Origin of the sequence: Actinokineospora auranticolor (assembly GCF_041897805.1) — a bacterium.
In the GTDB taxonomy this organism is placed as follows: domain Bacteria; phylum Actinomycetota; class Actinomycetes; order Mycobacteriales; family Pseudonocardiaceae; genus Actinokineospora; species Actinokineospora auranticolor.
The window spans coordinates 7,874,769-7,901,747 of the sequence record NZ_CP154825.1 but is presented as its reverse complement, the minus strand read 5'-3'; the positions used below and the strand labels follow the sequence as shown (position 1 = coordinate 7,901,747).

The following is a 26,979-nucleotide window of genomic DNA, read 5'->3' as shown; positions in this document are numbered from 1 at the left end:
ACCTATTCCCGCCGGGGAGCCAACCTGGCGGGAAATCCGTTGGGTGCGCATTCGGCGCGACCGCCGACCGGGGTACGCCGATCGCCGGGGTCCGCGAGGCCGTTCGGGGGCGGTTGGCCGTGCTTGGGCCAACCGGATGCCGCGACCGGTAATTCACAGAATAGCGGCGCTCTGCCGAATGGCGGAGCTGATTGCTCCCCCCGGCTATTCACGGCTGCGGCATTCGCGGCATTCTTGCTGGTCAACGGTACAATTTGAGCCGGTGTCACCCGAATGCGGGACGTGGATCCCGTTGCGCACTGGCTAACTTTCCTTTCCTGTTCCGGGTCCTAGTAGCGGGGGTGGAATCCATGTCACGAATCAGGCTGTCCCGAATGCGACGTTGGACCGCGGTGGCCGTGGCGGCTGCCGCGGTCGCCACGTCTGTAGCGGTGTCGATCACCGGTGCGTCGGCCGCCACGGGCGCGGCGGCCGACCAGGGCCGCCGGGTCGAGGTCGCGGTCGCCACGCCGGTCCCGTTCGGCCCCGTCGCGGGCATCCCGAAGCTCGAAATGGTGCCCGACGCACCCGCCGACCGCAGGCTGGGCTACGGCCCCGACCTGGCGGTCGCCAAGATCCCTTTCGACTACGACTTCCGGTTCCGCTCGCTGCTGCCCTCGCGGCTGTTCTGGCCCACCAGCGAGAGCAAGGCCTGCGTCGTCCTGCGCGGCACCGGCGGCTCGGACCCCACCTACTACGGCAAGGAGATCCTCGTCGAGATGTGGGACGGCTACGGCAACGACACCAAGGTCGGTCCGTCCGTGCGCTACACCCTCAACGGCCAGTCCTACGGCTACTGCTGGACCGGCACCTACCCGTACCACGAGCACTTCTTCAAGCTCGTCAAGAACTGGGGCCCCACCATCGAGGTGATCGGTCAGGGCCGGGTCGTGGCGAACTAGCCGCGCGCGGACCCGGGGACGTGGTGGCGCCGCCCACCACGTCCCCGTCCCACGGTTGGCCACGGTCATGGCTTCGCGGCTCCCGGCTTGCCCAGGCGCAGCACGTTCTCCGCGGCGTCCGGTCCGGCCGTGCGCGCCACCAGCCAGTGCGGCTCGTAGCCCGCCAGCTTGGCGAAGGTGAGCGCGAGCCGCGGCTCGTCCCAGGCCTGCAGCACCAGCCGCTGCTCCTCGCCGAAGTCCCCGGGGCCGGTCGCGGTGAACTCCGCGTGGTCGCCGACCTCGCGCACCCGCCCCGGGACCCGCGAGATCGCGACCCCGACGGTGCCGTGCGCGGCCAGTTCGCTCAACCGGGTGTCGACGGTGCCGTCCGGTGCCGCCACCACGCCGACCACGCCGTTCGGGGTGATGATCAGGTCGCCCTGGCGCACCCCCGGTCCCTCGGCCCGCAGCGCCGCGCCTGCCCTGCGCAGCGCCACGGGACCGAGGTCGACGTCATCGGAAACCCCGGTGACGAGCGTGTAGTCCTCCGTGCTCGCGGCGCCGCGGAACTGCACGCGCAGCTCGCTGTTCCACGCGCCCGCGCCCATCTCGTACTGCGGCCACAGCGCGCCGACGACGGTGGTCGGCCAGCTCGGCTCCGACTGGGAGTCGATGGTGGAGGTGTAGACCTTGCCGTTCTCCGCAGCGGGCGAGGTCAACGCCATCCCCACCGCGTTCTGGTCGATCGGCGGCTCGTCCTCGGGCAGCGGCCGCGACGCCATGAACCCGACCCCGCGCTGCTCCGGCGTCACCGGCGCGACCGCGCGCACCAGCAGCCGGTCGCGCGGGTCGGACGGCCGGTTGACCCGGATCGGGGTGGTCACGAAGGCGACCTGCCCGGACTCCGGGGCGATCAGCGCCACCACGACCATGTTCGCCGACATGTTGGGCGAGACCCCGGCGAACAGCGGCTTGAGCGGCCCGCGCGGCGGTTGCCGGTAGGAGTGCCACGCCTGTTCCGCGCGGGCGACCAGGTCCTTGTCCGCGGCGAGCTCGCCGCGCGCGGGCCACTGCGCCATGGGCGTCGTCGCGTCCACCTGGCGTGCGGGTTCCGCGTGCTCGCCCGCGGTCGTGACCGCGAACGCCCCGGCGACCGCGAGGGCGACCACCGCCATCGCGGTGAAAACCTGGATCCGCTGGTTGCGCCGGTCCCGCCTGCGCCGGTGCACCTGCCGCAGCACGGTGTCGACCTGGCCCGCCGACGCGCGGACCGCGACGTCCGCCAGCTCCTCCCGCAGCCGGGTCGCGTACTCCTGCTCCTCGGCGATCACGTCCCCCTCCTCCCCGGTGCCGCCGCCTGCTCCGCCGCCCACAACTGCCGTATCCGCGCCATGCCCCGGCTGGTCAGCGACTTCACGGTGCCCACCGAGCAGTCCAGCTCGACGGCCGTCTGCGCCTCGGACAGGTCCAGCACCACCCGGGCCAGCACGGCCGCGCGCTGCCTCGGCGGCAGCTGCTGGAGCACCACCAGCACGTGGTCGCGGGCGACCACCGCGGGCGCGAAGTCCTCCAGGTCCAGCTGCTCGGCCAGCTCGTCGAGCGGGACCTGCGGCTTGCGCCGCGCGACCCGCAGGAACTCGTGGTAGATCGCCTTGCGGACGTAGGCCACGGCGTTGTCGGCGGGGACGCGGCGCCAGCGGCGCAGGCAGCGCAGCAGCGCCTCCTGCACGATCTCCTCGGCGTCCCACCGGCGACCGGTCAGCATGATGGCGTAGCGCAGCAGCTGGTCGTACCGCTCGCGGACGAACTCGTCGAACCCCGCGTCCCCGCCGCGCACCCCGCCACCTCCCCCCGTCCCGTCACGCAGTCCACCCCCTAGACCGGGCGCGGGGTCGGAAAGGTTGCCGATCCGCCGAAAGATCTTGAAAAATCGGGCCGGTACGGTCGTCGGCATGAGCAGGCCCGCCTTCCACCTCGCCATCCCGGTCGACGACCTCGACGCGGCCCGCCGCTTCTACGGGGAGGTGCTGGGCTGCCCGCGCGGCCGCCAGGACCGGACCTGGGTCGACTGGAACCTCGCCGGGCACCAGGTCGTGACGCACCTGGCGCCGGGGCGGCGCGGGGACGCGGCGACCAACCCGGTGGACGGGCAAGGGGTCCCGGTGCCGCACTTCGGGCTGGTGCTCGACGTCCCCGACTTCCACGCGCTCGCCGACCGGCTGCGCGCCGCGGGCGCCGACTTCGTCATCGAGCCCTATGTCCGGTTCGAGGGGGAACCGGGCGAGCAGTGGACGATGTTCCTGCGCGACCCGGCGGGCAACGCGCTGGAGTTCAAGGCCATGGCCGACCCCGACCTGCTCTTCGCCGGATGACCGCCGACCTCGTCGCCCGCACCGTCGCCCAGGGGCTCGCCGGGCCGCGGGCCACCGACGTCGTGTCCGCCGTGCGCCGGGTCGTCGGCATCCAGGCCCAGGACATCCGCGCCGCCCGGCTGGCCGTGCGGGTGCGCACCGAGGGGCTGGTCCGGTCCGATGTGGACGACGCGTGCGCGGCAGGCTCGGTGGTCCGCACCTGGGCCATGCGCGGGACGCTGCACATGCTGGCGGCGGCGGACGCGGGCTGGGTCGTGTCGCTGCTCGGCCCCCGGTTCGCGCACGGCTACCGGGGGCGCCGACTGCAACTGGGCATCGACGACGCGCTGGCCGCGCACGGCGCGGAGATCGTGGCCGCCGCCTGCTCGGCGCCGCGCAGCCGCCCCGAACTGGTCGACGCGCTGGCCGCGGCGGGAGTCGTACTCGACCCCAAGTCGCAGGCGCCGCACCACATGGTCACCTACGCGGCGATGACGGGCCGGATCCGGCGGGGACCCGACCGGTCGGACACCGAGCCGACGTACGTGGCCTTCGACCCCGGCGCGCCCCTGGACGAAGCGGACGCGTTGGCGCGATTGGCGCAGCGGTACCTGGAGGGCTTCGCGCCCGCCACGGCGGAGGACTTCGCCACCTGGGCCGGACTTCCGCTGGGCAAGGCGCGGTCGGCGTTCCGGGGGTTGGCGCAGCCACCGCAGTCGCCTGACCCCGGGCCGACCACCCGCCTGCTCGGGCATTTCGACACGTACCTGCTGGGGTACCGCACGCGTGACGGGATCGTGCCGCCGGAACTGAGCAAACGCGTGCAGGCGGGCGGGGGCATGATCATGCCCACGGTCCTGGTCGACGGACGCGTCGTCGCGACCTGGCAGCGCACGTCCGCAGGCGTGGAGACCAGTCCGCGGGTGAACGTCGACGCGGAACTCGATGACCTCCGCCGCTGGAACGGCGACGCCGAGAGCTGACCCGTCAGACCCCGAAGGCGGGCGGGTACTCGACCAGGCCGGTCGGCGTCGGGCGCGGGGGATCCAGCGACAGCGCCATGAATGCCTCGTCGGGCACCTCGAACGGCGCCCGGATGCCGAACCCGGACGCGGGCGTGAACCCGAACCGCGGGTAGTACTCGGCGTGCCCCAGCACCACTACGAGGTTCTCGCCGAGCCCGCGCGCCGCGTCGAGCCCGGCCCGGATGGCCGCCGACCCGGCACCCCGGCCCTGGTGGGCGGGCAGCACCGAGCACGGCGCCAGTGCGAGCGCCCGCTCGCCGCCGACGCGGCAGCGGGTGAGCAGCGCGTGCCCCACGACCTCGTCGCCGAGCACGGTCACGACGGAGAGCCCGTCGATCCAGGCCGCCGGGTCGGCGCGCAGGGCGTCGACCAGGTCGGCCTCGGCGGCGGTCGGGAAGGCCGCCGCGGTCACGGCGTGGATGGCGGCGGTGTCGGCCGCGGTCTCCGGGCGGGTGGTCCACATGGCGCGGCCGTCCTGTTCGTGTGTGGTGTCCGGGTCAGGTGTAGTCGACGCGCTCGGCGCCTGCGGCCGAATGGCCGCCGATGTCTCGCTCTGTTGGCAGACCGTTGGGCTATCAGGGTGATCACCGTTGGGGTGACCGTCCTACGCCCGATTTGCGTGTGGAACGTCCTATCACCGGCTCTGCGCGTCGGCCGCTGCTCCCGACCCGCGCGGACCAGGCCGGAGTCCTCGCTGGTGAGCGTCCAAAGGGCGAACTCGTTGGTGGGCCGGAAAGGCGCACCGCCACCACCTCGACCGGCCATCTCACCTGATGAGCAGGGGTCTTCGATGGTGTCCGCGAGTAACTAGCACACGTGCCTAGGTCGCCTGATCGGGGTACAGTCAGCGGGCCGTCGGGGGACTCGCCATGCGCGGGGGAGGCCAGCAGGGGCCGATCACCGCCCGTTCGAGGAGGTTGCATGCCGGAGCACCCTGGCGTGGCCGATCAGGGCATCGCGGTCCCCGTGGCGACGGCGGACCTGCGCGATCCCGTCGAGCGCGCGGGCGACTGGCAGCCGGAGGAGGCCGCGCCCAACCGGCGGTTCCTGTTCTTCTCCGTGCTCGTGCTGACCTCGGCCGTCGCCGCGGCCGCCGCCGTGTCCTGGTGGTTGCCGCCCCGGCACACCCCGCAGGTCGTGCTGGTCGGGCTGCTGCTCGCCGTCGGCTTCCTGCTCGCCGAGCAGCTGGCGATCAACATCGACGTGCGCGGCGGCGTCTCCTGGTCGATCACCTTCTGCGAGATCCCGATGGTGATCGGGCTGTTCGTCGCCCCCTTCGAGGTCGTGCTCGCCGCGCACCTGCTGGCGGGCGTCGGCACCCTGCTGGTCCGCAAGGTCCAGGACCGCATCCTCTACAACGCGGGCGCCATGGTCTTCGAGATCACCAGCGCCTTCGCCGTGGTCACCTGGGTCAACGACGCGCTGGCGGGCGTCGGCCCGGCCTGGGCGGGCGTGCTCGCGGGCGCGGTCGCCGCCCCGCTGTCGAGCACGCTGCTCGCCCTGGTCTGCGTGCGCGTCCTCGGCCGCCACATGCGGCTCGGCGCGGCCGTCCGACTGGTCGCGCGCACCCTCGTCCTCGGTCTGGTCAACGCCTCGATGGGGGTCGTCGGCTACCAGGTCGTCTCGCACGCCGAGGCGGGCTGGCCGCTGCTCGTACTGGTCATGGCCGGGCTGTCCGCGCTCTACATCGCCTACTCCGGCCTGCTGCGCGAGCAGCGCGACCTGGAGGCGCTGTCCGAGGTCAGCCTCATCGTCGCGCGCTCCGGGCACCAGGCCGCCGCGCGCCCCGCGCCCGCCATCGGCGACGAGGGCGCGGTCGCCGAGGCCCCCGACACCGACGAGTGGCAGGTCATCGCCGACCGGATCAAGGACCAGCTCGGCGCGGCCCGGGTCGTGCTGCGGCTGCGGTTCGACCCGCAACTGCCGCTGCGCACCATCGTCTCCGGCGACGAACTGCCCACCGACGCGCTGGAACTGGAGGCGGGGGGCTCCCGCGCCGACGCCCTGCTGCGCCTGCCCGGCTCGCCCGTCCGGCACTTCCGCCGCGCCGACGCCACCCCCGAGATCCGGCACGCGCTGGCCCGCCGCGGCGCCGACGAGGCGCTGGTCGTCCCGCTGCGCAGCGGCAACCACCTGCTCGGCCTGGTCGAGGCGCACGACAAGCTCTCCCGCTGGCGCGGCTTCGGCCAGGCCGACGTCCGGCTGATCGGCACCACGGCCAGCCACCTGGCCACCGCCATGGACAACCGCCGCCTGCTCGCCACCCTGCGCCACGACGCCTACCACGACCCGCTCACCGGCCTGCTCAACCGACCCGGCTTCCGGCGCACCGCGGGCGAACCGCTGCGCGGGCACCAGGAATCCGTCGTGCTGCGCATCGACCTCGACGTGCCGTCCACGGTCAGCGACGCCCTCGGCTACGCCTGGAGCGACCGCATGGTCGTCGCCGCGGGCCGCAGGCTGCGCGACGCGCTCGGCCCGGACGTCGCCCTGGCCCGGCTCGAAGGCGCCCAGTTCGCCGTGCTGCTGCTCGACACCGCCCCCGACGAGGCGCACGCGGTCGCCGAGCGGCTGCGGGCCAAACTGGCCGCGCCCTACCCGGTCGACCGGCTCACCGTCGAGGCCACCTCGGTCGTCGGCTACTCCAGCCCGCGGGCCATCGAGGGCGACGGCACCGCGCTGGAACTCGACGTCGACGCGCTGCTGCAGAACGCCGACGTGGCGCTGCGCGCGGCCCGCTCGGCGAGCGAGACGGTGCGCGCCTACCTGCCCACCATGGGCCAGATCTTCCTGCGCCGCTTCCACCTGGTCACCCAGTTCCGGCAGGCGCTGGAGACCGGTCAGGTCAAGGTGCACTACCAGCCCAAGGTCGCGCTGCCGAGCAGGCAGGTGCTCGGCGTGGAGGCGCTGGTCCGCTGGCGCCACCCCGAGTTCGGCAGGCTCGACCCGGACGAGTTCGTCCCCGCCGTCGAGGCCGCGGGCCTGGTCGACGCGCTCACCGGGTTCGTGATGGACCAGTCGCTGATCCGGGTCCGCAAGTGGATGGACCGCGGCCTGCGCATCGCCGCCGCGGTCAACCTGTCCGTGCGCAGCCTCGACGACCCCAGCTTCCCCGACCGCGTCGACGAGGCGCTGCGCAAGCACGGGGTGCCCCCGGAGCTGCTCACGCTGGAGCTGACCGAGTCCGGTGTGATGGCCGACCCGCAGCGGGCCCTGCCGGTGTTGCGCCGCCTGCACGCGCTCGGCGTGGTCCTCGCGGTCGACGACTTCGGCACCGGGTACTCGTCGCTGGCCTACCTGCGCCAGCTGCCGGTGGACGAGGTCAAGATCGACAAGAGCTTCGTGCTCGGCATGGGCACCGACCTCGGCGACCTCGCCGTGGTCCGCTCGATCGTCGAACTCGGTCACTCGCTCGGGTTGACCGTGGTCGCCGAGGGCGTCGAGGACGACGCCGCCCGGGACCAGCTCGCGGGCATGGGCTGCGACGTCGCCCAGGGCTACCTGATCTCCCGGCCGCTGTCCGAGAGCAGGCTGGAAGCGTGGTTGCAAGCGCGAACGACGCAGGCCAGGGGGCTGCGCGAGGAGACCGTGCTCACCTTGATCAGCTAGACCCACCCCCCGTTTTGGAGCTTGCCCGCGGGGTGTGTACAGTTACGCCCGTCCCCAGGGACAAGGCCCCTTTAGCTCAGTCGGCAGAGCGTCTCCATGGTAAGGAGAAGGTCTACGGTTCGATTCCGTAAAGGGGCTCGACGGTTCGGCCGCGGTACACCGGGAATATCGTCGGTGTGACGCGGCTTGAGCTGTGTCAAAGCGGTGTAGCTCAGCCTGGTAGAGCAAGCGGCTCATAATCGCTGTGTCGCCGGTTCAAGTCCGGCCACCGCTACGCGATGGGTGACGTGTGTAGATGGAGAGCATCTACCTGTCGCTTCGCAATTGTTCTGGGGGGCCAAGCCCCCCAGACCCCCAGCCGGGGGCAAGCCCCCGGACCCCCAACGGGGGCGGGTGCTCCTGGCTCCTGGCCCCTGAGGTTGGGGGCTGTTGATCTTTGTGAAGGGCTGGTTGTTGTGGCTTCTACTGACGTGCGGCCGAAGATCACGCTCGCGTGTGAGAGCTGCAAGCACCGGAACTACATCACCAAGAAGAACCGGCGGAATGACCCGGATCGCTTGGAGATGAAGAAGTTCTGCCCGAACTGCGGCACCCACAAGGTGCACAAGGAGACCCGCTGAGGGTTGGTCGGGCTGGCGCTCGACATCGCTTTTCCACGGACCGATCTGCCACTGGTAGGTCGGTCTTTGTGGTGTTTGGGGTTGGGTAGGGTTCGGGGTATGGCGCTTGACCAGTCGTTTGAGGGGCGGGAGTACCCGCCGGACACGGTGTACGAGGTGGGGCGGGAGAAGATCCGGGAGTTCGCGGAGGCGATCGGGGATCTTCGGCCTGAGTACGTCGATCCGGAGGCCGCGCGGGCGGCTGGGTACGCGGATGTGGTGGCGCCGCCCACGTTCACGATGATCGTGAACCTGGCTGTGATCAACCGGATCGTGAACGACCCGGAGTTGGGGTTGGACTACAGCCGGATGGTGCACGGGGACCAGGGGTTCGAGTACCACCGCCCGATCGTGGCCGGGGACCGGTTGGTGGTGCGCACGACGATCGAGAAGATCATGAGTCGGGCGGGGAACGACTTCATCAACTTCCGGGCCGACGTGGTCACCGAGGCGGGGGAACCGCGGGCTACTACGCGGGCGCAGTTGGTTGTGCGTGATGCGGACGCCGGTGCGGAGGTGGGGGCGTGAGCGGGGTTCAGGTTGGGGACGTGTTGCCCGGGATTGAGGTTCGGGTCACGCGGCGGGATCTTGTTCGGTATGCCGGGGCGGCGTTGGACTTCAACCCGATCCACTGGAACGAGGCGTTCGCGCGCGAGGTCGGGCTGCCGGATGTGATCGCGCACGGGATGTTGACCATGGCGTTGGCGGGGCGCGTGGTGACGGACTGGGGTGTGGGGGAGCTGGTGTCGTACTCGGCGCGGTTCACGCGGCCGGTGGTGGTGCCCAATGACGAGGTCGGGGCGTTGCTGGAGTTGAGCGGCAAGGTGGGGGCCGTGCACGAGGACGGGACTGTTCGGGTGAACCTCGACGCGAAGTTCGAGGGGAAGTCGGTGTTGGGGAAGGCGATCGCGATCCTGCGCGTCTAGGGGTGGCCCCTGCTCGGTCTGCCCGGGCGGGGTTCATCTAGATTTCACGCGTGACGGCATCTGACCTCATTTCCTTCGCCCGTGGCGCTCCCTCGCTCGACATCATCGACGTCGAGGGGCTCAAGGCCGCCGCGGACGCCGCACTCACCCAGGACCCCGGCGGCGCGCTGGGGTACGGCACCGCGATCGGCTACCCCCCGCTGCGCAAGCTGCTCGCCGAGCAGCACGGTGTGGCCGAGGAGCAGGTGCTGGTCACCAACGGCTCGATGCAGGCGGACGCGTTCCTGTTCGACCAGCTCGTCACCGCTGGGCAGCCGGTCGTCGTCGAGCGGCCCACCTACGACCGCACCCTGCTCGGTCTGCGCGAGCGGCAGGCCGACGTGCGACCGGTGTCGCTGCAGACCGACGGCATCGACGTCGAGGAGCTCGCGGGGCTGCTCGAGGACGGGCTCCGGCCGACCTTCGCGCACATCATCCCCAACTTCCAGAACCCGGCGGGCTACACGCTGAGCCTGGCCAAGCGCAAGCGCTTGCTGGAGCTGGCGGAGCAGTACGACTTCGTCATCTTCGAGGACGACCCGTACGTCAAGATCCGCTTCGCCGGGCAGCCGCTGCCCACCATGCTGGAGCTCGACGAGGGCCGCGGCCGCGTGGTCTACGCCAGCTCGTTCTCCAAGACCGTGGCCCCCGGTGTGCGCGTCGGCTACATCGTCGGCCCGGCCGAGCTGGTCGCCAAGGTGCGGGTGCGGGCCACCAACACCTACATCTCGCCGAACATGCTCGCCCAGGCGATCGTGTACCGGTTCTGCGTCGACGGCGGTGTCGACCGCTCGGTCGCCACGGTCAACGCCGCGCTCGCCGAGCGGGTCGAGACGCTGTGCTCCGCGCTGACCAAGCACCTGCCCGAGGCGCGCTTCACCGCCCCTGAGGGCGGCTACTTCATGTGGGTCGAGCTGCCCGACGGCGTCGACGTCGACGTCCTGCTGCCCGCCGCCGAGGCGCGCGGGGTGACCTTCGTGAAGGGCACCGACTTCCTGCTCGACGGCGGCCGCTCCACCCTGCGGCTGGCCTACTCGGGCGTGCGCGTCGACCAGATCGAGGAGGGCGTCGCGCGGCTCGCCGACGCCGTCCGCTCGCTCGAGGGCTGACCCGGCCGGGTCCGCCGCGGTGCCGCGGGTCCGGTGTGATCATGAACACTGCGGCGAACCGGCTGGTCAGCGGGCTGCGCGCGGGTGGACCGGGAGTCGGTTTCCGGCCCGGGCCACCGGTGTCGTATGCTCACGTCCTTGGCACGACCCGGCCGTCCCCGCCGCTGCCGCAGGGTGGGGATGGTCGAGTGCGTCCGAACGCGGTTCGCCGGTAGAGTGTTCGGTGAAGTGCGAAGGGGTGTAGCTCAATTGGCAGAGCAGCGGTCTCCAAAACCGCAGGTTGCAGGTTCGATTCCTGTCGCCCCTGCGTTTGACGTCCGGTCCGGCTGATCCCGCTCCGGACCGGGGAACACACCGAGTGGAGGATGGCGTGGCCGAGGACCAGGAGCGGGAAGAGGGGCAGCCGGAGCGCCCGTCTCGTCCGTCCACCGCCGCTGCCCGACGTGAGCGGCGCGGAACGGCTCGTCCGGCCGCGCGCAAGGACGGGGCCGCCAAGCCCCGCGCCGAGCGCGCCCCGGCCGCCAAGGCCGAATCCACCGCCGCCGACCGCAAGGGTCGCCCCACGCCCAGTCGCGACCGCGCGGAGAGCCGCGGCTCGATCTTCGCCAGGATCGCCCGGTACCTCCGCGAGGTCGTCTCCGAGCTGCGCAAGGTCATCTGGCCCACGCGCAAGCAGATGATCACCTACACCGCCGTGGTGCTGGTCTTCGTCGCGTTCATGGTTGCCCTGGTCGCGGGCTTGGACGTGGCCCTGGGCAAGGGCGTGTTCTGGCTCTTCGGCTGAGTTCGCCTGCCAGGGCACGCGCTGTACGAAAGGAAGCGAGACCTACTGTGACCTCCGAGAACGGCGTTGCCGGCGGGAGCGACCTGACCAGCCTCTCCGACCAGGACGCCGACGAGGTCCTCGGCGCGGCGGAGGAGACCGACGAGGTCGACGACTCCGCCGAGGCCGACGAGGCCACCGAGGCTGACTCCGTCGAGGACGACTCCGCTGAGGACGACGTCGAGGCGCCGAGCATCGATGAGGGCCCGGTCGACCCGGTCGCCGAGATGCGCGACGCGCTGCGCTCCGCCCCCGGCGACTGGTACGTGGTGCACTCGTACGCCGGTTACGAGAACAAGGTCAAGACCAACCTCGAGACGCGCATCCAGACCCTGGACATGGAGGACTTCATCTTCCAGGTCGAGGTGCCGACCGAAGAGGTCACCGAGATCAAGAACGGCCAGCGCAAGCAGGTGCAGCGCAAGGTGCTGCCCGGCTACATCCTGGTCCGCATGGAGCTCAACGACGGCTCCTGGTCGGCGGTCCGCAACACCCCCGGGGTCACCGGGTTCGTCGGCGCCACCTCCAAGCCGTCGCCGCTGACCATCGACGAGGTGCTCAAGTTCCTCCTCCCGCAGGTCGAGGAGGCCAAGCCGACGGCGGCCAAGGGCGCCGCGGCCGCCGCGACGCGCGGCCCCACGGTCGAGGTGGACTTCGAGGTGGGCGAGTCGGTCACCGTCATGGACGGTCCGTTCGCCACGCTGCCCGCCACGATCAGCGAGGTCAACGCCGACGGGCAGAAGCTGAAGGTCCTGGTGTCGATCTTCGGCCGGGAGACGCCGGTCGAGCTGTCGTTCAACCAGGTCTCCAAGATCTGACCGGTCCGAGCGATCGGGCCGGGCAGGCGCACCGGGACGCGGCCATTCGTCCCCGGTGCGTCCACGGCGGTGCCGCGCGCACCGCACACCGGAAGCACTAAGGAAGCACGAGATGCCCCCCAAGAAGAAGAAGCTCGCGGCGATCATCAAGCTGCAGATCACCGCGGGCCAGGCCAACCCGGCGCCGCCGGTGGGCCCCGCGCTGGGTCAGCACGGCGTCAACATCATGGAGTTCTGCAAGGCGTACAACGCCGCGACCGAGTCGCAGCGCGGGACGGTCATCCCCGTCGAGATCTCCGTGTTCGAAGACCGCTCGTTCGACTTCAAGCTCAAGACCCCGCCCGCGGCGAAGCTGCTGCTCAAGGCCGCCGGGGTGGACAAGGGCTCGGCCGAGCCGCACAAGACCAAGGTCGCCAAGGTCACCTGGGACCAGGTCCGCGAGATCGCCGAGACCAAGAAGACCGACCTCAACGCCACCGACATCGAGCAGGCCGCGAAGATCATCGCGGGCACCGCCCGGTCGATGGGCATCACGGTCGAATAAGGCTTTCGCACGACCCGTGGGAGAGCCACGCGCTGGCTCGCACCACAACTGATCCGCGCGTGGCGGGCCGCTTTCGCCCACCGCGCACACACTTTTCGTAAGGAACAGCAATGGCAAAGCGCAGCAAGGCCTACCGTCAGGCCGCCGAGCTGGTCGACCGCGCGCGGCTGTACACGCCGCTGGAGGCCGCCAAGCTCGCCAAGGACACGTCCAAGGTGAAGCTCGACGCCACCGTCGAGGTCGCCATCCGCCTCGGGGTCGACCCCCGCAAGGCCGACCAGATGGTCCGCGGCACCGTCAACCTGCCGCACGGCACGGGCAAGACCGCCCGCGTCATCGTCTTCGCCACCGGCGACAAGGCCGCCGAGGCCGAGGCCGCCGGTGCCGACGCGGTCGGCTCCGAGGACCTCATCGAGCGCATCCAGGGCGGCTGGCTCGACTTCGACGCCGCCATCGCCACCCCGGACCAGATGGCCAAGGTGGGCCGCATCGCCCGCATCCTCGGCCCGCGCGGCCTCATGCCGAACCCCAAGACCGGCACGGTCACCCCGGACGTCACCAAGGCCGTCAACGAGATCAAGGGCGGCAAGATCAACTTCCGGGTGGACAAGCAGTCCAACCTGCACCTCGTCATCGGCAAGGTCTCCTTCGACGACGCCAAGCTGGTCGAGAACTACGCCGCCGCCCTCGACGAGATCCTCCGCGCCAAGCCGTCCGCGGCCAAGGGCCGGTACCTGAAGAAGGTCACCTTCTCCACCACCATGGGCCCCGGCATCCCGGTCGACCCGGCGAAGCTGCGCAACCTCCTCGAAGAGGAAGTCGCGACCGCCTAGGTCTCCCGCTTTCCCTGAAGGGGCCTGTCACCACCCGGTGACAGGCCCCTTCAGCTTTCCCGCGTGCTTTGTTTCTTGGCCCGGTCCAGGAGTTCCAACAGCACCAGAGAAATCACGATGACCGCGCCGGACACGATCCACCACAACGGATCCGGCAGGTGCAGCGGAAAGGCCAGGAACGGGCGCCACCCGAAGATCTTGGCTACGAACGGGATCAACCCTTCCCACACCCCGACCAAGAGCACCACGGTCTGCAGCCCGTCGTAGGCCTTCTGATCCATACCCCGACACTAGGGCGCGCCCCACTCGCCGAGAGTCCATCGATGGGTTGACTCGATGTCCAACCGCAGGCTCATAGACGGAAGCTGGCTCTTCGGCCTTCCAGCCTGTCAGCTGGTCGGTTGTACCGAGGAACTTGTCGACGGCGCTCCGGACTGGCTTGGTTGGCCGGACTGGCTCGGCTGGCCTGGCATGGGCGGACAAGGGTCCGGCTCATTTTCGTGACCGGATATCGCCCACTGCTCGTCCTTCGCCCCGGCCACGCGAGTCAAGGTGAGCTTTCCCAACAGCGGTCCACCTCGCACGGTCAGTTCGCAAGAACTGATCACCGCGGTGCCCGACGTAGTGGGGGCATTCGTCACCTGCGATGGAAATCGGGGGGCGGTGTAGGCGGATACTTGGGTGACCTCGGACTTCAACTTGTGGACCGCCGCTGGGCAGTCGCGTGCACCCACGTTCTCCGCGAACTGTTGGGCTACCTGGGGAGACGCGAACATCGTGCACACCAAGTCGACATCGTTCGCGACGTCTTTGTACAACCTGCGTACTGCGGCGACCGGGCTGTTGGGCAACAGAACGGTTTGCGCAACCCCGCCGCCGCCGGTCTCGCTGGCGGGCTTGTCGTCGTCGGGGTTGCCGAAGTAGTGGTCGTAGGCCCAGTTGATGAGCAGGGCGATGATCAACAGGTAGACCAGCTTGCGGAACCACTTGGCTCGCAGGACGCGTTGCCACAGGGGTCTGGTTGCCGGCCTCGTCGGCGTCGTGGGGGGAATCGGGGCGCCGGGGGGCAGGCCCTGCTGGAACCGCTGGAACTCCTGGAACCGTTGGAACTCCTGGAACTGGCGCCACTGCTCCATGTCGGTACCGGCGGCGGGTTGGATCTCGTTCGCCGGGCGGAGCGCGGGTGGGCCGGACGTCGGCTGCTCAGGGGGGTGCCACTCGACGGGTGGTGGTCCCGCGGGCGGATGGTCGCCGGGGTGGGGGTCACTTTCGGCCACCGGTACATAATGCCGTGTGTGGGGGGTCGGTTTGGAGTGCGTGGGGGGTTGGGCGTACTCTTGGCCCGGTTCACCGAAGACCGCTGGTTTCCTCCGCTGGAGGACGAAGGCCCTAGGGCAGCCCGCGCAGGGGGACGTGGATTTGGTGTGGTCGCTCTCGAGCGCCCTCTCATGCCCCGTGCCGTTGCGCCGGGGCTTTTTTGTGTCCTTGGGGTGCCTGCGGACGCATAACGAGAGGAGGCGACCCATGGCGAAGCCTGAAAAGGTGACTGCTGTCGCCGAGATCGCGGACAAGTTCCGTACCAGCTCGGCCACCGTCGTCACCGAGTACAGCGGGCTCTCCGTGGCCCAGCTGACCACGCTGCGTCGCGCTCTCGGCTCTGGCACGACCTACCGGGTCGCGAAGAACACCCTGGTGAAGCGGGCCGCGGAAGACGCGGGCGTTGAGGGGCTGGAGGCTCTGTTCGTCGGTCCGACCGCTATCGCCTTCGTCGAGGGCGAGCCGGTGGACGCGGCGAAGGCGCTGCGCGACTTCGCGAAGGACAACAAGGGTCTGGTCATCAAGGGCGGCTACATGGATGGCCGCTCGCTCACGGTGGAAGAGGTCGCGCAGATCGCCGACCTCGACAGCCGTGAGGTGCTGCTCGCCAAGCTGGCGGGCGCGATGAAGGGCAAGCTCACCCAGGCCGCCGGGCTGTTCAACGCCCCGGCCTCGCAGGTTGCCCGCCTGGCCGCCGCTCTGCAGGAGAAGAAGGCCGCGCAGGCCCCCGCTCCCGCCGACGACGCCGCTGCCGAGAGCTGAAATACCACCCGGAAGTAGATCGCGCCCGCGTAGACCGGGTGTGTTAGTGAAAGGAACGCCACCATGGCGAAGCTGAGCACCGAAGAGCTGCTGGACGCCTTCAAGGAGATGACTCTCCTCGAGCTGTCGGCGTTCGTGAAGGAATTCGAGACCACCTTCGACGTCACCGCCGCCGCGCCGGTCGCCATCGCGGCCGCCGCCCCGGGTGCCGCTCCGGCCGAGGCCGCCGAGGAGCAGGACGAGTTCGACGTCGTCCTGGAGTCCGCGGGCGACAAGAAGATCCAGGTCATCAAGGTCGTCCGCGAGGTCGTCTCCGGCCTGGGCCTCAAGGAGGCCAAGGAACTGGTCGAGGCCGCCCCCAAGGCCGTCCTGGAGAAGGTCGCCAAGGAGGCCGCCGAGGCCGCCAAGGAGAAGCTCGAGGCCGCGGGCGCCAAGATCACCGTCAAGTGATCTAGCCGCCAGGCTCGCGAGGGGCCCGACACCGCACGGTGTCGGGCCCCTTTGCTGTGCGTGACCAAATGCAGGTCGCTGTGTGCTGCGTCACCCCTGGTTGAGTAGACCCCCAGGAAGCCGAGTACGTTTCCAACTCGGCAGTAACTTCGCTAGTAACCCGTTCGGGTCGGCCTCGTTGCACGTAGGTGAACGGCGGACCCGCCGCGGAGGTCGGGAGGTTCGATGGGCGCCGAGGTGGTCATCGAGGGGCTGACGAAGTCCTTCGGCAACCAGGCCATCTGGCGGGACGTCACGCTGACCCTCCCGCCGGGCGAGGTCTCGGTCATGCTCGGCCCGTCCGGCACCGGCAAGTCCGTGTTCCTCAAGTCGATGATCGGCCTGCTCAAACCCGACCGCGGCCGCTGCGTCGTCAACGGCGTCGACATCGTCACCTGCTCGGAGTCCAAGCTCTACGAGACCCGCAAGCTCTTCGGCGTCCTCTTCCAGGACGGCGCCCTCTTCGGCTCGATGAACCTCTTCGACAATGTCGCGTTCCCGCTGCGCGAGCACACCCGCAAGTCCGAGGCCGAGATCAAGCGGATCGTGCTGGAGAAGCTGGAGCTGACCGGCCTGCAGGGCGCGGAGCGGAAACTGCCCGGTGAGATCTCCGGCGGCATGCGCAAGCGCGCGGGCCTGGCCAGGGCGCTGGTGCTCGACCCCGAGATCATCCTGTGCGACGAGCCGGACTCCGGCCTCGACCCGGTGCGCACCGCCTACCTGAGCCAGCTGCTGATCGACCTGAACGCGCAGATCGACGCCACCATCCTGATCGTCACGCACAACATCAACCTCGCCCGCACCGTGCCCGACAACCTGGGCATGCTCTTCCGCCGCGAACTGGTGATGTTCGGCCCGCGCGAGGTGCTGCTGACCAGCGACGAACCGGTGGTCGCGCAGTTCGTCAACGGCAGGCGGCGCGGCCCGATCGGGATGTCGGAGGAGAAGGACGCCGCGCAGATGGCCCAGGAGGAGGCCCACGCGGCGTCGGGTCACTCGGACGGGTCGTCGGAGGACGACCTGCGCGGGATCGTGCCGCAGCTGGAGCCGACGCCGGGACTGCCGGAGCGCGCGGCGGTCAGGCGGCGCAAGGACCGGGTGATGAGCATCCTGCGGTCGCTGCCCCCGGCGGCGCAGGAAGGGATCATCGACTCGCTGACCGCGGAGGACCGCGCGCGCTACGGGGTGGGTGTGCTCGCCGGGGTTCGCCCGAGCCCGCACCCGCGAGGTGTGGACGAGGTCGCCACCCTGCCGAAGTCGACCTGGGACCGACCATGAGCCCGGGGTACGCGATTTGTCCGATTGGGACGGTGCGGGTCGGCTGGCGCGCGTTCGCGCGGAGGCGGTGCGTTCGGCGAGCGGTGGAGTTGCTAGAACGGCGGAGTTGGGCCGCGCTCGTCGGTTTCGTGCGCGGTCGAGGCGTTGTGGTGACGCTCGGACCTCTTGCGGGTGAGCCGGACTCGGCGCTGGTCGAGCTCGCGAGGGTGTGTCGGGTCGAGGCGGTCGTGAAGCACATCGCCAGGTGCGGACACGCGGCGGATGTCTCGGGCCAGCGGCCGGAGCACCGCGAACGGTTCGGGGCGAGGGTGCTGGATCGGCGTGGCGAGTGGGCCGGTTCGGGGCGGAACGCGGCTGTTGGCGCTCGCGGTTTTGGGCCGCGGGCGGCCGTCGGCCCCCCGGTATCCATTTTAGTCGCGAGCACCGACAAAACCGGGGTGCTCGGTGGCGGGGCTGTGGACAACTGTCAGTGTGCGCTGACGGATCGGGCTGGCGGGTGGGGCCGGCGCCAGACTCGGGTTGGCGGGCGGACTCGGGCTGCCGGCTGGGATGGGGTCTATTCGACGGGCGCGATGGTGTCCGGCGGGGTTGGGGTGCAGTCTCGCCGTGGGGCCGGTCGTCGAAGCGGGGGCGATTCGTCGGGCAGGGCTGGAGCCCGTGATGGCGGTGGTTCGTCGGGTGTGACTGGTTCGTGCGGTGGGGGTGGAGCCAGGGTTGGGGTCGGTGGGCGCGGCTCGCGAGCTACTACTGGCTCGTGGGGCTGGCGCGGTCCGCGTGGTGCGACTGGCTTCGGGGCCGTGGTGCGGGATGACCGGCGTGCTTGGGGCGGGGTTGTCCGGTCGGGTGGTCGGGCGTGACCGCCGGAGTGCCCGGGATCGGGGCGTTGCGGGAGACCGGGCGGCTGTTCGCGCTCGCGCTCGACGTCGTTGTGGGGATCTTCCGCAGGCCCTTCCAGGGGCGGGAGTTCGTCCAGCAGTGCTGGTTCATCGCGAGCGTGACGATCCTGCCGACCGCACTGGTGGCCATCCCGTTCGGTGCGATCGTGGCCCTGCAGCTCGGCACGTTGATCGTCCAGCTCGGTGCCCAGTCGTTCACCGGGGCGGCGAGTGTGTTGGCCATCATCCAGCAGGCGGCGCCCTTGGTCACGGCGTTGTTGGTGGCTGGGGCGGGGGGTTCGGCGATCTGCGCGGACATCGGGTCGCGCACGATTCGCGAGGAGATCGACGCCATGGAGGTGCTGGGGGTTTCCCCGGTGCAGCGGTTGGTGGTGCCTCGGGTGTTGGCGGCGATGTTGGTCGCGGTGCTGCTCAACGGGTTGGTCAGCGTGGTCGGTGTCATGGGGGGTTACTTCTTCAACGTTGTGCTCCAAGGGGGCACGCCCGGGGCGTACCTGGCCAGTTTCTCGGCGTTGGCTCAACTTCCCGACCTGTGGATCAGCGAGTTGAAGGCGTTGATCTTCGGGTTCATCGCGGGGGTGGTCGCGGCCTATAGGGGGCTCAATCCGAAGGGTGGCCCCAAGGGGGTTGGTGACGCGGTCAACCAGTCCGTGGTGATCACGTTCCTGCTGCTGTTCTTCGTGAACTTCGTGCTCACTGCGGTCTACCTCCAGATCGTCCCGGCGAAGGGGAGCTGACGTGCGGACCTGGCAGGCGTTGCGGACGCTCGACAACCTCGGTGACCAGCTCTCCTTCTACGTGCGGGCGCTGCTGTGGATCCCGCGCGCGCTGCGCCGGTACACGCGGGAGACGTTGCGGTTGTTGGCGGAGGTCAGCTTCGGCAGTGGTGCGTTGGCGGTCATCGGGGGGACCGTCGGGGTGATGGTCGGGTTGACGGTCTTCACCGGTGTCGTCGTCGGGCTCCAGGGTTACGCGGCGCTCGACCAGATCGGGACCGCGGCGTTCTCCGGGTTCGCCTCCGCGTACATCAACACCCGGGAGATCGCGCCGTTGGTGGCGGGGTTGGCGTTGTCGGCCACCGTCGGCTCCGGGTTCACCGCCCAGCTCGGCGCGATGCGGATCTCCGAGGAGATCGACGCCCTCGAGGTCATGGCCGTCCCCAGTCTGCCGTTCCTGGTGACCACGCGGATCATCGCCGGGTTCGTCGCCGTCATCCCGCTCTACATCATCGGGTTGCTGACGTCCTACCTCGCGTCCCGCACGATCACCGTCTACTTCTACGGCCAGTCCGCAGGCACGTACGACCACTACTTCGACCTCTTCTTACCCCCCGAAGACGTCTTCTGGTCCTTCGGCAAGGTCCTGATCTTCGCCGTGATCATCATCCTGACCCACTGCTACTACGGCTACAACGCCAGCGGTGGCCCCGCCGGGGTCGGGATCGCGGTGGGGCGGGCCGTGCGGACCACGATCGTCACAGTCGCGCTGGTCAACTTCTTCATCGGCTTCGCCGTCTGGGGCACGACGACGACGGTGCGGATCGCCGGATGAGGACGATCCGCCGCAGGCTTTACGGCCTCCTCTTCATCGCCCTGGTGATCGGGCTGGTGGGGCTCAGCATCGCCTTCTACAACAAGGCGTTCACCCCGGTCGCCTCCGTCACCCTGACCACGGACAAGGTCGGCAACCAGCTCGCCGTCCACTCCGACGTCAAGGTGCGCGGTCTCATCGTCGGCGAGGTCCGCGGCATCACCCCCACCCAGCGGGGCGCCGAGCTGGACTTGGCGCTGGACCCGGAGAAGATCGACGTCATCCCGGGCAACGTCTCCGCCCGCTTCCTGCCCAAGACCCTCTTCGGCGAGCGCTACGTCGCCCTCCAGATCCCCGCGGACGCCGCGCCGACCCCGTTGCGCGCCGGGGACCGCATCCGCCAGGACACCTCCGTCGCGGCCGTCGAACTCGAGGACGCCCTCGAGAGCCTGCTGCTCGTGCTGCAAGCCGTGCAGCCGCAGAAGTTGTCGAGCACGCTTTCCGCGATCTCCACCGCCCTCGACGGTCGGGGCGAGCAACTGGGCAAGACCCTCGCCGACCTCGGAGAACTCGTCGGTGAGCTCAACCCGCACCTGCCGAAATTGCGGGAAGACCTGCGCGCATTGGCCAAGGTCAGCGACACCTACAACGACGCGGCCCCCGACCTCGTGCAGGCCCTCACCGACCTGACCGCCACCTCGCGGACCATCGCCGACCAGCGCGCGAACCTCGACCTCCTCTACGCGAGCACCACCACCGCGTCGCGCGACCTGGAGGCGTTCCTGCGGGTCAACCGGAACAACCTGATCCGGCTCGCCGACACCTCCCGCCCCACGCTGGAGACCCTGGCCCGGTACTCGCCGGAGTACCCGTGCCTGCTGCAGTTGATGTCCGAGGACGTGACCGCGCTGGACCAGGCCTTCGGCAAGGGCACCGACAAGCCCGGCCTGCACGCCACCATCGAGATCACCGTCAACCGCGGCCCCTACCGGCCGGGGGTGGACGAGCCGCGCTACGACGAGGACCGCGGCCCGCGCTGCTACGACTTCAAGCAGTTCCCCTCGCCGTTCCCGCAGTCCCCGCCCGACGGCCCGCTGCGCGACGGCGCGTCCAACCCGCCGCCCGCGCGGTCGGTGCAGGACGGCCTGCTGCCGCCGACCAACGCGGCGAACCTCGGTCAGACCACGCCCAACGCCGCCCAGGGCGCGGACACCGGCATCGCCAACTCCCCGGCGGAGGCCGCGTTCGTGGCCCAGTTGATCGCGCCGGACATGGGTGTCGCGCCGGAGCAGGTGCCGAGTTGGAGCACGCTGCTGCTCGGCCCCGTCTTCCGCGGCTCGGAGGTGGGGTTCCGATGAGGGGACTCGCCGCGCCGCTGGTCAAGCTGGCCCTGTTCATGGTGATCACGGTCGCCGCCACCGGGATCCTGGCGCTGAGCATCACCAACGCCGACCTCAGCGAGACCGCGACCTACGGTGCCCGCTTCACCGACGCCACGCTCCTGCTGCCGGGCGACGACGTGCGGATCGCCGGTGTGCGGGTCGGGCAGGTCGAGGACGTCGAGGTGGCCGACCGCAACCAGGCGCACGTCAGCTTCTCCGTCGACGCGGGCCGCAAGCTGCCCGCGTCGGTCACCGCGCAGATCAAGTTCCGCAACCTCGTCGGCCAGCGCTACCTCGCCCTCGGCCAGGGCACCGGCGCCGACCCCAACGCCGTGCTCGAACCCGGCGGCACCATCCCGATCGGCCGCACCCGCCCCGCCCTCGACCTGACCGCCCTGTTCAACGGCTTCAAGCCGCTGTTCCAGGCCCTCTCGCCGGACGACGTCAACAAGCTCTCCTACGAGATCATCCAGGTGCTCCAGGGGGAGGGCGGCACCGTCGAGACGCTGCTGGCCCACACGGCGTCGCTGACCAGCACGCTCGCCGACAAGGACCGGGTCATCGGCGAGGTCATCACCAACCTCAACAGCGTGTTGACCACGGTCAACTCGCGCGGCGCCGAGCTGTCCGAGCTGATCACCCAGGTCCAGCAGTTGGTCAGCGGGCTGGCCGAGGACCGCGAACCCATCGGCGAGGCCATCGACGCGCTCGGCGGGCTGGCCACCACCACCTCCGGTCTGCTCCAGGACACCCGCGAACCGCTCAAGCAGGACATCGCGGCGCTTGGCGGGTTGGTGCACAACCTGAACGACAATGAGCAGGTCGTGGAGCACTTCATCCAGTTCCTGCCGACGAAGACCGCCGCGCTCACCCGGACCGTCAGCTACGGGTCCTGGTTCAACTTCTACCTCTGCGAGGCCTCCGGCGAGGTCGGCGTGCCCGGTCTGGTCAGCACGCCGCTGGAGATCCCGGTCCTGCCCGCGACCCAGGCGAGGTGTTCCGGATGAGGTCCTTCCGCTCCCGCAACCCCGTCCCCATCGGCCTGGTCAGCCTGCTCACCATCGCGCTGGTGCTGCTCGCCGCCGTGTACTCCGACGACCTGCCGATCATCGGCGGCGGCACCACCTACAGCGCCGAGTTCAGCGAGGCCGCCGGGCTCCGCCCGGACGACGAGGTCCGGATCGCGGGCGTCAAGGTCGGCAAGGTGTCCGACGTGGCGCTCGACCGCGACCGGGTGGTGGTCAGCTTCAAGGTCCGCGACGCCTGGGTCGGCGACCGCACCCGGGCCGAGATCAAGATCAAGACGTTGCTGGGGCAGAAGTTTCTCGCCCTCGACCCGGCGGGCGAGCGGCCGCTGGACCCCGGCACCCGCATCCCGCGCGACCGCACCACCGCCCCCTACGACGTGCTGGAGGCCTTCCGCGGCCTGGCCGACACGGTCAACGAGGTCGACACCGAGCAGCTCGCCCGCAGCTTCGAGGTGATCTCCGAGACCTTCGCCGACACCCCCGACGACGTGCGCGGCGCGCTCACCGGCCTCCAGTCGCTCTCGCGCACGATCTCGTCCCGCGACCAGGAGTTGGCCCGGCTGCTCGACAACACCCGGCAGATCAGCAAGACCCTGGCCGACCGCGACGCCGAGGTCGTCAAGCTGCTCTCCGACGGCAGCCTGCTGCTCGACGAGCTGAACAACCGCAAGCAGGCCATCACCAAGCTGCTCGCGGGCACCCGCGAGCTGGCGAGCGAGTTGCAGGGCCTGGTGGCGGACAACAACGCCCAGCTCGGGCCCGTGCTCCAGAGCCTCGACAAGCTCACCACGATGCTGCAGCGCAACCAGGACTCGCTGGCCCAGGGCATCCAGAAGTTCGCCCCCTTCGTGCGCCAGTTCAACAACGCCATCGGCACCGGGCGCTGGTTCGACAACTACATCTGCGGGTTGCTGCCGCCGTCGATCGGCCCGGTCAACCAGCCGGGTTGCCTGGGGGAGGGGAAATGAGCACCTTCGCCACCAAGCGCGCCCGGGACGCGGCCCGCGTCGTCGCGCTGGCCGCCGTGCTGGGGCTGGTCGTCGCGGGCAGCCTGTGGTGGCTGCTGCGCGACCCCGGTCAGAAGCGCTACACCGCGCTGTTCTCCGGGGTCGTCGGCCTGTACGAGGACAACGACGTGCGGGTGCTGGGCGTGCGGATCGGCACCGTCGACAAGGTCACCCCGCGCGGCGACCACGTCGAGGTGGAGTTGCTCGTCGACCGGACCGTCGAGATCCCGGCCGACGCGAGCGCGGTGATCGTGGCGCCGTCGCTGGTGTCCGACCGCTACGTCCAGCTCGGCCCCGCCTACACCGGCGGACCGGTCATGGCGACCGGCGCCGTCATCCCGCGCGAGCGCACCGCCACCCCGCTGGAGGTCGACGACCTCTACGCCAGCCTGACCCGGGTCAGCGAGACCCTCGGGCCCAACGGCGCCAACGCCGACGGCGCGCTGTCGGACCTGATCACCACCCTGGCCCGCAACCTCGACGGCAACGGCCAAGCCGTGCACGACACCATCACCCAGCTCGGGCAGCTCAGCGGCACGCTCTCGGGCAACTCCGACGACCTGTTCGGCACCATCACCGAGCTGCAGCGGTTCACCAGCACCCTGGCCGCGAGCGACGAGCAGGTGCGCCGGTTCAACACCGAGCTGGCCGAGGCCGCGCGGTTCCTCTCCGGGGAGAAGGAGAACCTGGCCGCCGCCGTCGACCAGCTCGGCGTCGCGCTGGGCACGGTGAAGGCGTTCATCAACGACAACCGCGGCGCCATCAAGTCCAATGTGGACAAACTGGCCGGGATCACCCAGGTGCTCGTCGACCAGCGGGCCGCGCTCGCCGAGACCCTCGACGTCGCCCCGCTGGCGCTGAGCAACGTGGTGAACAGCTACAACGCGTCCTCCGGCACCCTCGACGCCCGGGCCAACCTCAACGAGCTGGCCCAGCCGCCGATCGTGACCGTCTGCAAGCTGGTCCGCCAGGGCACCGCGAAACCGCTGCCCACCACCCTCGCCGACCTCTGCGACAAGCTGGCCCCGGTGGTCCAGGGCGCGGTGCCGCTGCAATCACCGGCGCAGATCATCCAGGGCATGCGCGACGGGAAGCTGCCGTCCCTGCCGCTCCCGGTCGTCGGCGACGTCTACGCGGTAGGGGGTCGGTGATGGCGCGCACGAGGCTCGCCGCGCTCCTGGCGGCCACCGCGCTCGCGGTGTCCGGCTGCGGGTTCACCGGCATCTACGACCTCCCGCTGCCCGGCGGCGCCGACACCGGTGACCACCCCTACCGGGTCAAGGTCCGGTTCCACGACGTCCTCGACCTCGTCCCGCAGTCCGGGGTGAAGGTCAACGAGGTCGCCGTCGGCCGGGTCGAGGACATCGCGCTCACCCCCGACGGCTGGAACGCGGAGGTGACGCTGCTGGTCAACGGCGACGTCGACCTGCCCGCCAACGCCTTCGCCAAGCTGCGCCAGTCCAGCCTGCTCGGCGAGAAGTTCGTCGAGCTGTCACGGCCCCCGGCCGGGCAGGACACCGGCGGCAGGCTCGTCGACGGCGCCGTGATCCCGCTGGAGCGCACCAACCGCAACACCGAGGTCGAAGAGGTCCTCGGCGCGCTGTCGATGCTGCTCAACGGCGGCGGCGTCGAACAGCTGCGGGACATCACCCGCGAACTCAACGCCGCGACCGCGGGAAACGAGACGAACATCCGCGCCCTGCTCGACAACGTCAACCGCATGGTCACCACGCTCGACGCGGGCAAGGCCGACATCACCCGCGCCCTCGACGGCGTCAACCGGCTCGCGGTGACCCTCAACGGCCAGAAGGACCGGATCGTCGGTGTCGTCGACGGCATCGGCCCGGGGCTCCAAGTGCTCACCGAGCAGCGCGGGCAGTTGGTCACCATGCTGCAGAGCCTCGACGCGCTCTCCGGCGTCGCCGTGGACACCGTCAACCGCAGTCAGGCCGACCTCGTCGCCGACCTCAAGGCGCTGACCCCGACCCTGCGGAAGCTGGGCGAGGCCGGGGACACCCTGCCCCGGTCGCTGGAGCTGATGTTCACCTTCCCCTTCACCGACCAGGCCGCGAAGGGCGTCAAGGGCGACTACTTCAACCTCTACGCCAAGGTCGACCTCAACCTCCAAAGCGTCCTCGACAACCTCAGCCGCACCCGGCAGAACCCGCTGCAGGACGTCCCGATCGTCGGCGGCGCCACCAACGGGACGCCGGGTGTGCCGACCAACGCCCCGCCGCCGCTGCCGATCCCGGTCATCGGGGGTGGCCAACCCGTAGCGGGAAATCCCGTCCAACCCGGGCAAACCGGTCAAGCGTCCGGACTCGGCGGTCTCTTCGACGTCCTCCTCGGCGGCGGTGCCTGATGCTCACCAAGACCGTCCGACTACAGCTGGTCGCCTTCTTCGTCGTCGCCGTGCTGGCCGTGGTCTACGCCGCCTTCCGGTTCACCGACCTCGGCCGCGTCTTCGGCGCCAACGGCTACCGCGTCACCATGGAACTGGCCGACTCCGGCGGCATCTTCACCAACGCCGAGGTCACCTACCGCGGCGTGAACGTCGGCCGGGTCGGCCAACTGCGGCTCACCCACGACGGCATCGAGGTCGACCTCGACATCGAACCCGGCGCCCCGCCCATCCCCGCCGACCTCGACGCGGTGGTGGCCAACCGGTCGGCGGTCGGCGAGCAGTTCGTGGACCTGCGCCCCCGCGCCGACGGCGGCACCGCGCTCGCCGAGGGCGCGGTCATCCCCGTGGCCCGCACCAAGACCCCGGTCGGCACCGACACCGTCATCCGCGACCTCAACAGCCTCGCCAACTCGGTGCCCACCGAGGACCTGCGCACCGTTGTCGACGAACTCGACAAGGCGTTCGCGGGCACCGGCGGCGACCTGCGGCTGCTGCTCGACACCACCGGGGAGTTCACCCAGGCCGCCCGCGACAACCTGCCGCAGACCATCAAACTCATCGACGACGGCGCCATCGTGCTCGGCACCCAGGCGGCGCAGGCGGGCAACATCCGCTCCTTCGCCACCGACCTGCGCGACCTCTCCGGTCGACTGCGCGCCGCCGACCCGGGGATCCGCAGGCTGATCGCCGAGACCCCCGGCACCGCCGACGCGGTCGTCGGCTTCCTCCGCGAGTCCGGGCAGGGCCTGGGCTACCTCACCGCCAACCTGCTGACCACGTCCGACATCCTCGTCACCCGCGTCGACGGGCTGGAGATGGCGCTGGTCGCCTACCCGGTCGTGGCCGTCGGACCCAAGACCGTCGTCCCCGGCGACGGCACCGCCCACCTCGGGCTCGCGCTCAACCTGTTCGACCCGCCGAGCTGCACCCGCGGCTACGAGGGCACCAAGCACCGCGACGGCGACGACCTCGCCCCGGCCGCGGAGAACTCGCGCGCCTACTGCGCCGAACCGGTCGGCAGCCCGATCAACGTGCGCGGCTCGCAGAACGCGCCCTTCGGCGGCAAACCCGTCCAGCCGACCCCCGACGAGTTGGCCGCCAACCGCGACCGACCCGCCGAGGAACTCGCCGAACTCGCCCGCGGCAGCGTCCCCGGTGCCATCGCCGAACCCGGCGTGCACCCGGTCGGCAGCCTCGGGCAGCTGCTCGGCCTCGGCGGCTGACCAGTCA

At 70.4% G+C, this 26,979-nt stretch carries 28 protein-coding genes and 3 tRNA genes; 26 read left to right on the top strand and 5 right to left on the bottom strand.

Annotated elements, in window-relative coordinates; translation table 11 throughout:
- Window positions 1-374 precede the first annotated feature (374 nt).
- Window positions 375-941, top strand: a complete 567-nt coding sequence (locus V5P93_RS34550) for a hypothetical protein (protein WP_146107951.1) — start codon at window positions 375-377, stop codon at window positions 939-941.
- A gap of 65 nt (window positions 942-1,006) precedes the next feature.
- Here V5P93_RS34550 and V5P93_RS34545 read toward each other — a convergent pair whose 3' ends face one another.
- Both V5P93_RS34545 and V5P93_RS34540 read right to left on the bottom strand, forming a co-directional pair.
- Window positions 1,007-2,251, bottom strand: coding sequence for a hypothetical protein (locus tag V5P93_RS34545; protein WP_146107952.1), 1,245 nt, complete (start codon window positions 2,249-2,251; stop codon window positions 1,007-1,009).
- Complete coding sequence (locus V5P93_RS34540; RefSeq protein WP_181043357.1) at window positions 2,248-2,757, bottom strand: sigma-70 family RNA polymerase sigma factor; 510 nt, start codon at window positions 2,755-2,757, stop codon at window positions 2,248-2,250. Before V5P93_RS34540 ends, V5P93_RS34545 begins: the two co-directional genes overlap by 4 nt.
- Window positions 2,758-2,872: 115 nt before the next feature.
- Here V5P93_RS34540 and V5P93_RS34535 point away from each other — a divergent pair, with 115 nt between their 5' ends.
- Both V5P93_RS34535 and V5P93_RS34530 read left to right on the top strand, forming a co-directional pair.
- On the top strand, window positions 2,873-3,292 hold the full coding sequence (locus V5P93_RS34535) for a VOC family protein (protein ID WP_104478301.1): 420 nt from the start codon (window positions 2,873-2,875) through the stop codon (window positions 3,290-3,292).
- Window positions 3,289-4,254 (top strand): winged helix DNA-binding domain-containing protein, encoded by a 966-nt coding sequence (locus tag V5P93_RS34530; RefSeq protein ID WP_104477937.1) that lies wholly within the window; start codon window positions 3,289-3,291, stop codon window positions 4,252-4,254. The genes V5P93_RS34535 and V5P93_RS34530 overlap by 4 nt, the downstream gene beginning before the upstream one ends.
- 4 nt (window positions 4,255-4,258) lie before the next feature.
- On the opposite strand, the gene V5P93_RS34525 is transcribed toward V5P93_RS34530, so the two are convergent.
- Window positions 4,259-4,759, bottom strand: coding sequence for a GNAT family N-acetyltransferase (locus tag V5P93_RS34525; protein WP_104477938.1), 501 nt, complete (start codon window positions 4,757-4,759; stop codon window positions 4,259-4,261).
- A gap of 458 nt (window positions 4,760-5,217) precedes the next feature.
- Here V5P93_RS34525 and V5P93_RS34520 point away from each other — a divergent pair, with 458 nt between their 5' ends.
- The 12 genes from V5P93_RS34520 (at window position 5,218) to rplA (ending at window position 13,656) form a co-directional block, all read left to right on the top strand.
- The gene (locus V5P93_RS34520; protein WP_104477939.1) at window positions 5,218-7,905 is read left to right on the top strand and encodes a bifunctional diguanylate cyclase/phosphodiesterase; all 2,688 of its coding nucleotides are present in this window, start codon (window positions 5,218-5,220) and stop codon (window positions 7,903-7,905) included.
- A gap of 65 nt (window positions 7,906-7,970) precedes the next feature.
- A tRNA-Thr gene (locus V5P93_RS34515) sits at window positions 7,971-8,043 on the top strand.
- Window positions 8,044-8,105: 62 nt separating this feature from the next.
- Window positions 8,106-8,179, top strand: a tRNA-Met gene (locus V5P93_RS34510).
- Between the two features lie 181 nt (window positions 8,180-8,360).
- The gene (gene rpmG, locus V5P93_RS34505) at window positions 8,361-8,525 is read left to right on the top strand and encodes a 50S ribosomal protein L33 (protein ID WP_104477940.1); all 165 of its coding nucleotides are present in this window, start codon (window positions 8,361-8,363) and stop codon (window positions 8,523-8,525) included.
- A 99-nt stretch (window positions 8,526-8,624) separates the two neighbouring features.
- Window positions 8,625-9,092, top strand: coding sequence for a MaoC family dehydratase N-terminal domain-containing protein (locus V5P93_RS34500; RefSeq protein ID WP_104477941.1), 468 nt, complete (start codon window positions 8,625-8,627; stop codon window positions 9,090-9,092).
- Window positions 9,089-9,490, top strand: coding sequence for a MaoC/PaaZ C-terminal domain-containing protein (locus V5P93_RS34495; RefSeq protein ID WP_104477942.1), 402 nt, complete (start codon window positions 9,089-9,091; stop codon window positions 9,488-9,490). Before V5P93_RS34500 ends, V5P93_RS34495 begins: the two co-directional genes overlap by 4 nt.
- A 50-nt stretch (window positions 9,491-9,540) precedes the next feature.
- Window positions 9,541-10,638 (top strand): PLP-dependent aminotransferase family protein, encoded by a 1,098-nt coding sequence (locus V5P93_RS34490; RefSeq protein ID WP_104477943.1) that lies wholly within the window; start codon window positions 9,541-9,543, stop codon window positions 10,636-10,638.
- A gap of 234 nt (window positions 10,639-10,872) precedes the next feature.
- A tRNA-Trp gene (locus V5P93_RS34485) sits at window positions 10,873-10,945 on the top strand.
- A 63-nt stretch (window positions 10,946-11,008) separates the two neighbouring features.
- A complete protein-coding gene (secE, locus tag V5P93_RS34480) occupies window positions 11,009-11,422 on the top strand; it encodes a preprotein translocase subunit SecE (protein ID WP_104477944.1) in 414 nt (137 codons plus the stop codon).
- Window positions 11,423-11,469: 47 nt separating this feature from the next.
- Window positions 11,470-12,279 carry a transcription termination/antitermination protein NusG gene (gene nusG, locus V5P93_RS34475; RefSeq protein WP_104477945.1) on the top strand — a complete coding sequence of 270 codons (810 nt, stop codon included), beginning with the start codon at window positions 11,470-11,472 and terminating at the stop codon, window positions 12,277-12,279.
- A gap of 112 nt (window positions 12,280-12,391) precedes the next feature.
- The gene (gene rplK / locus V5P93_RS34470; RefSeq protein WP_104477946.1) at window positions 12,392-12,823 is read left to right on the top strand and encodes a 50S ribosomal protein L11; all 432 of its coding nucleotides are present in this window, start codon (window positions 12,392-12,394) and stop codon (window positions 12,821-12,823) included.
- A gap of 110 nt (window positions 12,824-12,933) precedes the next feature.
- Window positions 12,934-13,656: a 50S ribosomal protein L1 gene (rplA, locus tag V5P93_RS34465; RefSeq protein ID WP_104477947.1), complete on the top strand. Its 723-nt coding sequence runs from the start codon at window positions 12,934-12,936 to the stop codon at window positions 13,654-13,656.
- Window positions 13,657-13,706: 50 nt separating this feature from the next.
- Here rplA and V5P93_RS34460 read toward each other — a convergent pair whose 3' ends face one another.
- Complete coding sequence (locus tag V5P93_RS34460) at window positions 13,707-13,937, bottom strand: hypothetical protein (RefSeq protein WP_104477948.1); 231 nt, start codon at window positions 13,935-13,937, stop codon at window positions 13,707-13,709.
- 108 nt (window positions 13,938-14,045) lie between these two features.
- The gene (locus V5P93_RS34455; protein WP_146107953.1) at window positions 14,046-14,933 is read right to left on the bottom strand and encodes a hypothetical protein; all 888 of its coding nucleotides are present in this window, start codon (window positions 14,931-14,933) and stop codon (window positions 14,046-14,048) included.
- Between the two features lie 247 nt (window positions 14,934-15,180).
- On the opposite strand from V5P93_RS34455, the gene rplJ reads away from it, so the two are divergent.
- The 11 genes from rplJ to V5P93_RS34400 all read left to right on the top strand — a co-directional run bounded on the left by rplJ (window position 15,181) and on the right by V5P93_RS34400 (window position 26,972).
- Entirely contained in the window at window positions 15,181-15,735 is a 555-nt protein-coding gene (gene rplJ, locus V5P93_RS34450; RefSeq protein ID WP_104477950.1) for a 50S ribosomal protein L10, read from the top strand.
- A 63-nt stretch (window positions 15,736-15,798) separates the two neighbouring features.
- Window positions 15,799-16,185 (top strand): 50S ribosomal protein L7/L12, encoded by a 387-nt coding sequence (gene rplL / locus V5P93_RS34445; protein ID WP_104477951.1) that lies wholly within the window; start codon window positions 15,799-15,801, stop codon window positions 16,183-16,185.
- 225 nt (window positions 16,186-16,410) lie between these two features.
- On the top strand, window positions 16,411-17,502 hold the full coding sequence (locus tag V5P93_RS34440) for an ABC transporter ATP-binding protein (RefSeq protein ID WP_104477952.1): 1,092 nt from the start codon (window positions 16,411-16,413) through the stop codon (window positions 17,500-17,502).
- 853 nt (window positions 17,503-18,355) lie between these two features.
- Window positions 18,356-19,135, top strand: a complete 780-nt coding sequence (locus V5P93_RS34435) for an ABC transporter permease (RefSeq protein WP_104477953.1) — start codon at window positions 18,356-18,358, stop codon at window positions 19,133-19,135.
- 1 nt (window position 19,136) lies between these two features.
- Window positions 19,137-19,949: an ABC transporter permease gene (locus tag V5P93_RS34430; RefSeq protein WP_104477954.1), complete on the top strand. Its 813-nt coding sequence runs from the start codon at window positions 19,137-19,139 to the stop codon at window positions 19,947-19,949.
- Window positions 19,946-21,286 (top strand): MCE family protein, encoded by a 1,341-nt coding sequence (locus tag V5P93_RS34425; protein ID WP_104477955.1) that lies wholly within the window; start codon window positions 19,946-19,948, stop codon window positions 21,284-21,286. The genes V5P93_RS34430 and V5P93_RS34425 overlap by 4 nt, the downstream gene beginning before the upstream one ends.
- Window positions 21,283-22,317: an MCE family protein gene (locus tag V5P93_RS34420; RefSeq protein WP_104477956.1), complete on the top strand. Its 1,035-nt coding sequence runs from the start codon at window positions 21,283-21,285 to the stop codon at window positions 22,315-22,317. Before V5P93_RS34425 ends, V5P93_RS34420 begins: the two co-directional genes overlap by 4 nt.
- On the top strand, window positions 22,314-23,306 hold the full coding sequence (locus V5P93_RS34415; RefSeq protein ID WP_104477957.1) for an MCE family protein: 993 nt from the start codon (window positions 22,314-22,316) through the stop codon (window positions 23,304-23,306). The genes V5P93_RS34420 and V5P93_RS34415 overlap by 4 nt, the downstream gene beginning before the upstream one ends.
- Window positions 23,303-24,496: an MCE family protein gene (locus tag V5P93_RS34410; protein WP_104477958.1), complete on the top strand. Its 1,194-nt coding sequence runs from the start codon at window positions 23,303-23,305 to the stop codon at window positions 24,494-24,496. The genes V5P93_RS34415 and V5P93_RS34410 overlap by 4 nt, the downstream gene beginning before the upstream one ends.
- On the top strand, window positions 24,496-25,707 hold the full coding sequence (locus V5P93_RS34405) for an MCE family protein (RefSeq protein ID WP_104477959.1): 1,212 nt from the start codon (window positions 24,496-24,498) through the stop codon (window positions 25,705-25,707). Before V5P93_RS34410 ends, V5P93_RS34405 begins: the two co-directional genes overlap by 1 nt.
- Window positions 25,707-26,972, top strand: coding sequence for an MCE family protein (locus tag V5P93_RS34400; protein ID WP_104477960.1), 1,266 nt, complete (start codon window positions 25,707-25,709; stop codon window positions 26,970-26,972). Before V5P93_RS34405 ends, V5P93_RS34400 begins: the two co-directional genes overlap by 1 nt.
- Window positions 26,973-26,979 lie beyond the last annotated feature (7 nt).

Bases quoted from the DNA above. Each gene is read 5' to 3' on its own strand.
- V5P93_RS34550 (WP_146107951.1), top strand. From the start codon at position 375: ATGCGACGTTGGACCGCGGTGGCCGTGGCGGCTGCCGCGGTCGCCACG.
- V5P93_RS34535 (WP_104478301.1), top strand. From the start codon at position 2,873: ATGAGCAGGCCCGCCTTCCACCTCGCCATCCCGGTCGACGACCTCGAC.
- V5P93_RS34530 (WP_104477937.1), top strand. From the start codon at position 3,289: ATGACCGCCGACCTCGTCGCCCGCACCGTCGCCCAGGGGCTCGCCGGG.
- V5P93_RS34525 (WP_104477938.1), bottom strand. From the start codon at position 4,759: ATGTGGACCACCCGCCCGGAGACCGCGGCCGACACCGCCGCCATCCAC.
- V5P93_RS34520 (WP_104477939.1), top strand. From the start codon at position 5,218: ATGCCGGAGCACCCTGGCGTGGCCGATCAGGGCATCGCGGTCCCCGTG.
- V5P93_RS34500 (WP_104477941.1), top strand. From the start codon at position 8,625: ATGGCGCTTGACCAGTCGTTTGAGGGGCGGGAGTACCCGCCGGACACG.
- rplK (WP_104477946.1), top strand. From the start codon at position 12,392: ATGCCCCCCAAGAAGAAGAAGCTCGCGGCGATCATCAAGCTGCAGATC.
- rplA (WP_104477947.1), top strand. From the start codon at position 12,934: ATGGCAAAGCGCAGCAAGGCCTACCGTCAGGCCGCCGAGCTGGTCGAC.
- V5P93_RS34460 (WP_104477948.1), bottom strand. From the start codon at position 13,937: ATGGATCAGAAGGCCTACGACGGGCTGCAGACCGTGGTGCTCTTGGTC.
- rplJ (WP_104477950.1), top strand. From the start codon at position 15,181: ATGGCGAAGCCTGAAAAGGTGACTGCTGTCGCCGAGATCGCGGACAAG.
- rplL (WP_104477951.1), top strand. From the start codon at position 15,799: ATGGCGAAGCTGAGCACCGAAGAGCTGCTGGACGCCTTCAAGGAGATG.
- V5P93_RS34440 (WP_104477952.1), top strand. From the start codon at position 16,411: ATGGGCGCCGAGGTGGTCATCGAGGGGCTGACGAAGTCCTTCGGCAAC.
- V5P93_RS34425 (WP_104477955.1), top strand. From the start codon at position 19,946: ATGAGGACGATCCGCCGCAGGCTTTACGGCCTCCTCTTCATCGCCCTG.
- V5P93_RS34420 (WP_104477956.1), top strand. From the start codon at position 21,283: ATGAGGGGACTCGCCGCGCCGCTGGTCAAGCTGGCCCTGTTCATGGTG.
- V5P93_RS34415 (WP_104477957.1), top strand. From the start codon at position 22,314: ATGAGGTCCTTCCGCTCCCGCAACCCCGTCCCCATCGGCCTGGTCAGC.
- V5P93_RS34410 (WP_104477958.1), top strand. From the start codon at position 23,303: ATGAGCACCTTCGCCACCAAGCGCGCCCGGGACGCGGCCCGCGTCGTC.
- V5P93_RS34405 (WP_104477959.1), top strand. From the start codon at position 24,496: ATGGCGCGCACGAGGCTCGCCGCGCTCCTGGCGGCCACCGCGCTCGCG.
- V5P93_RS34400 (WP_104477960.1), top strand. From the start codon at position 25,707: ATGCTCACCAAGACCGTCCGACTACAGCTGGTCGCCTTCTTCGTCGTC.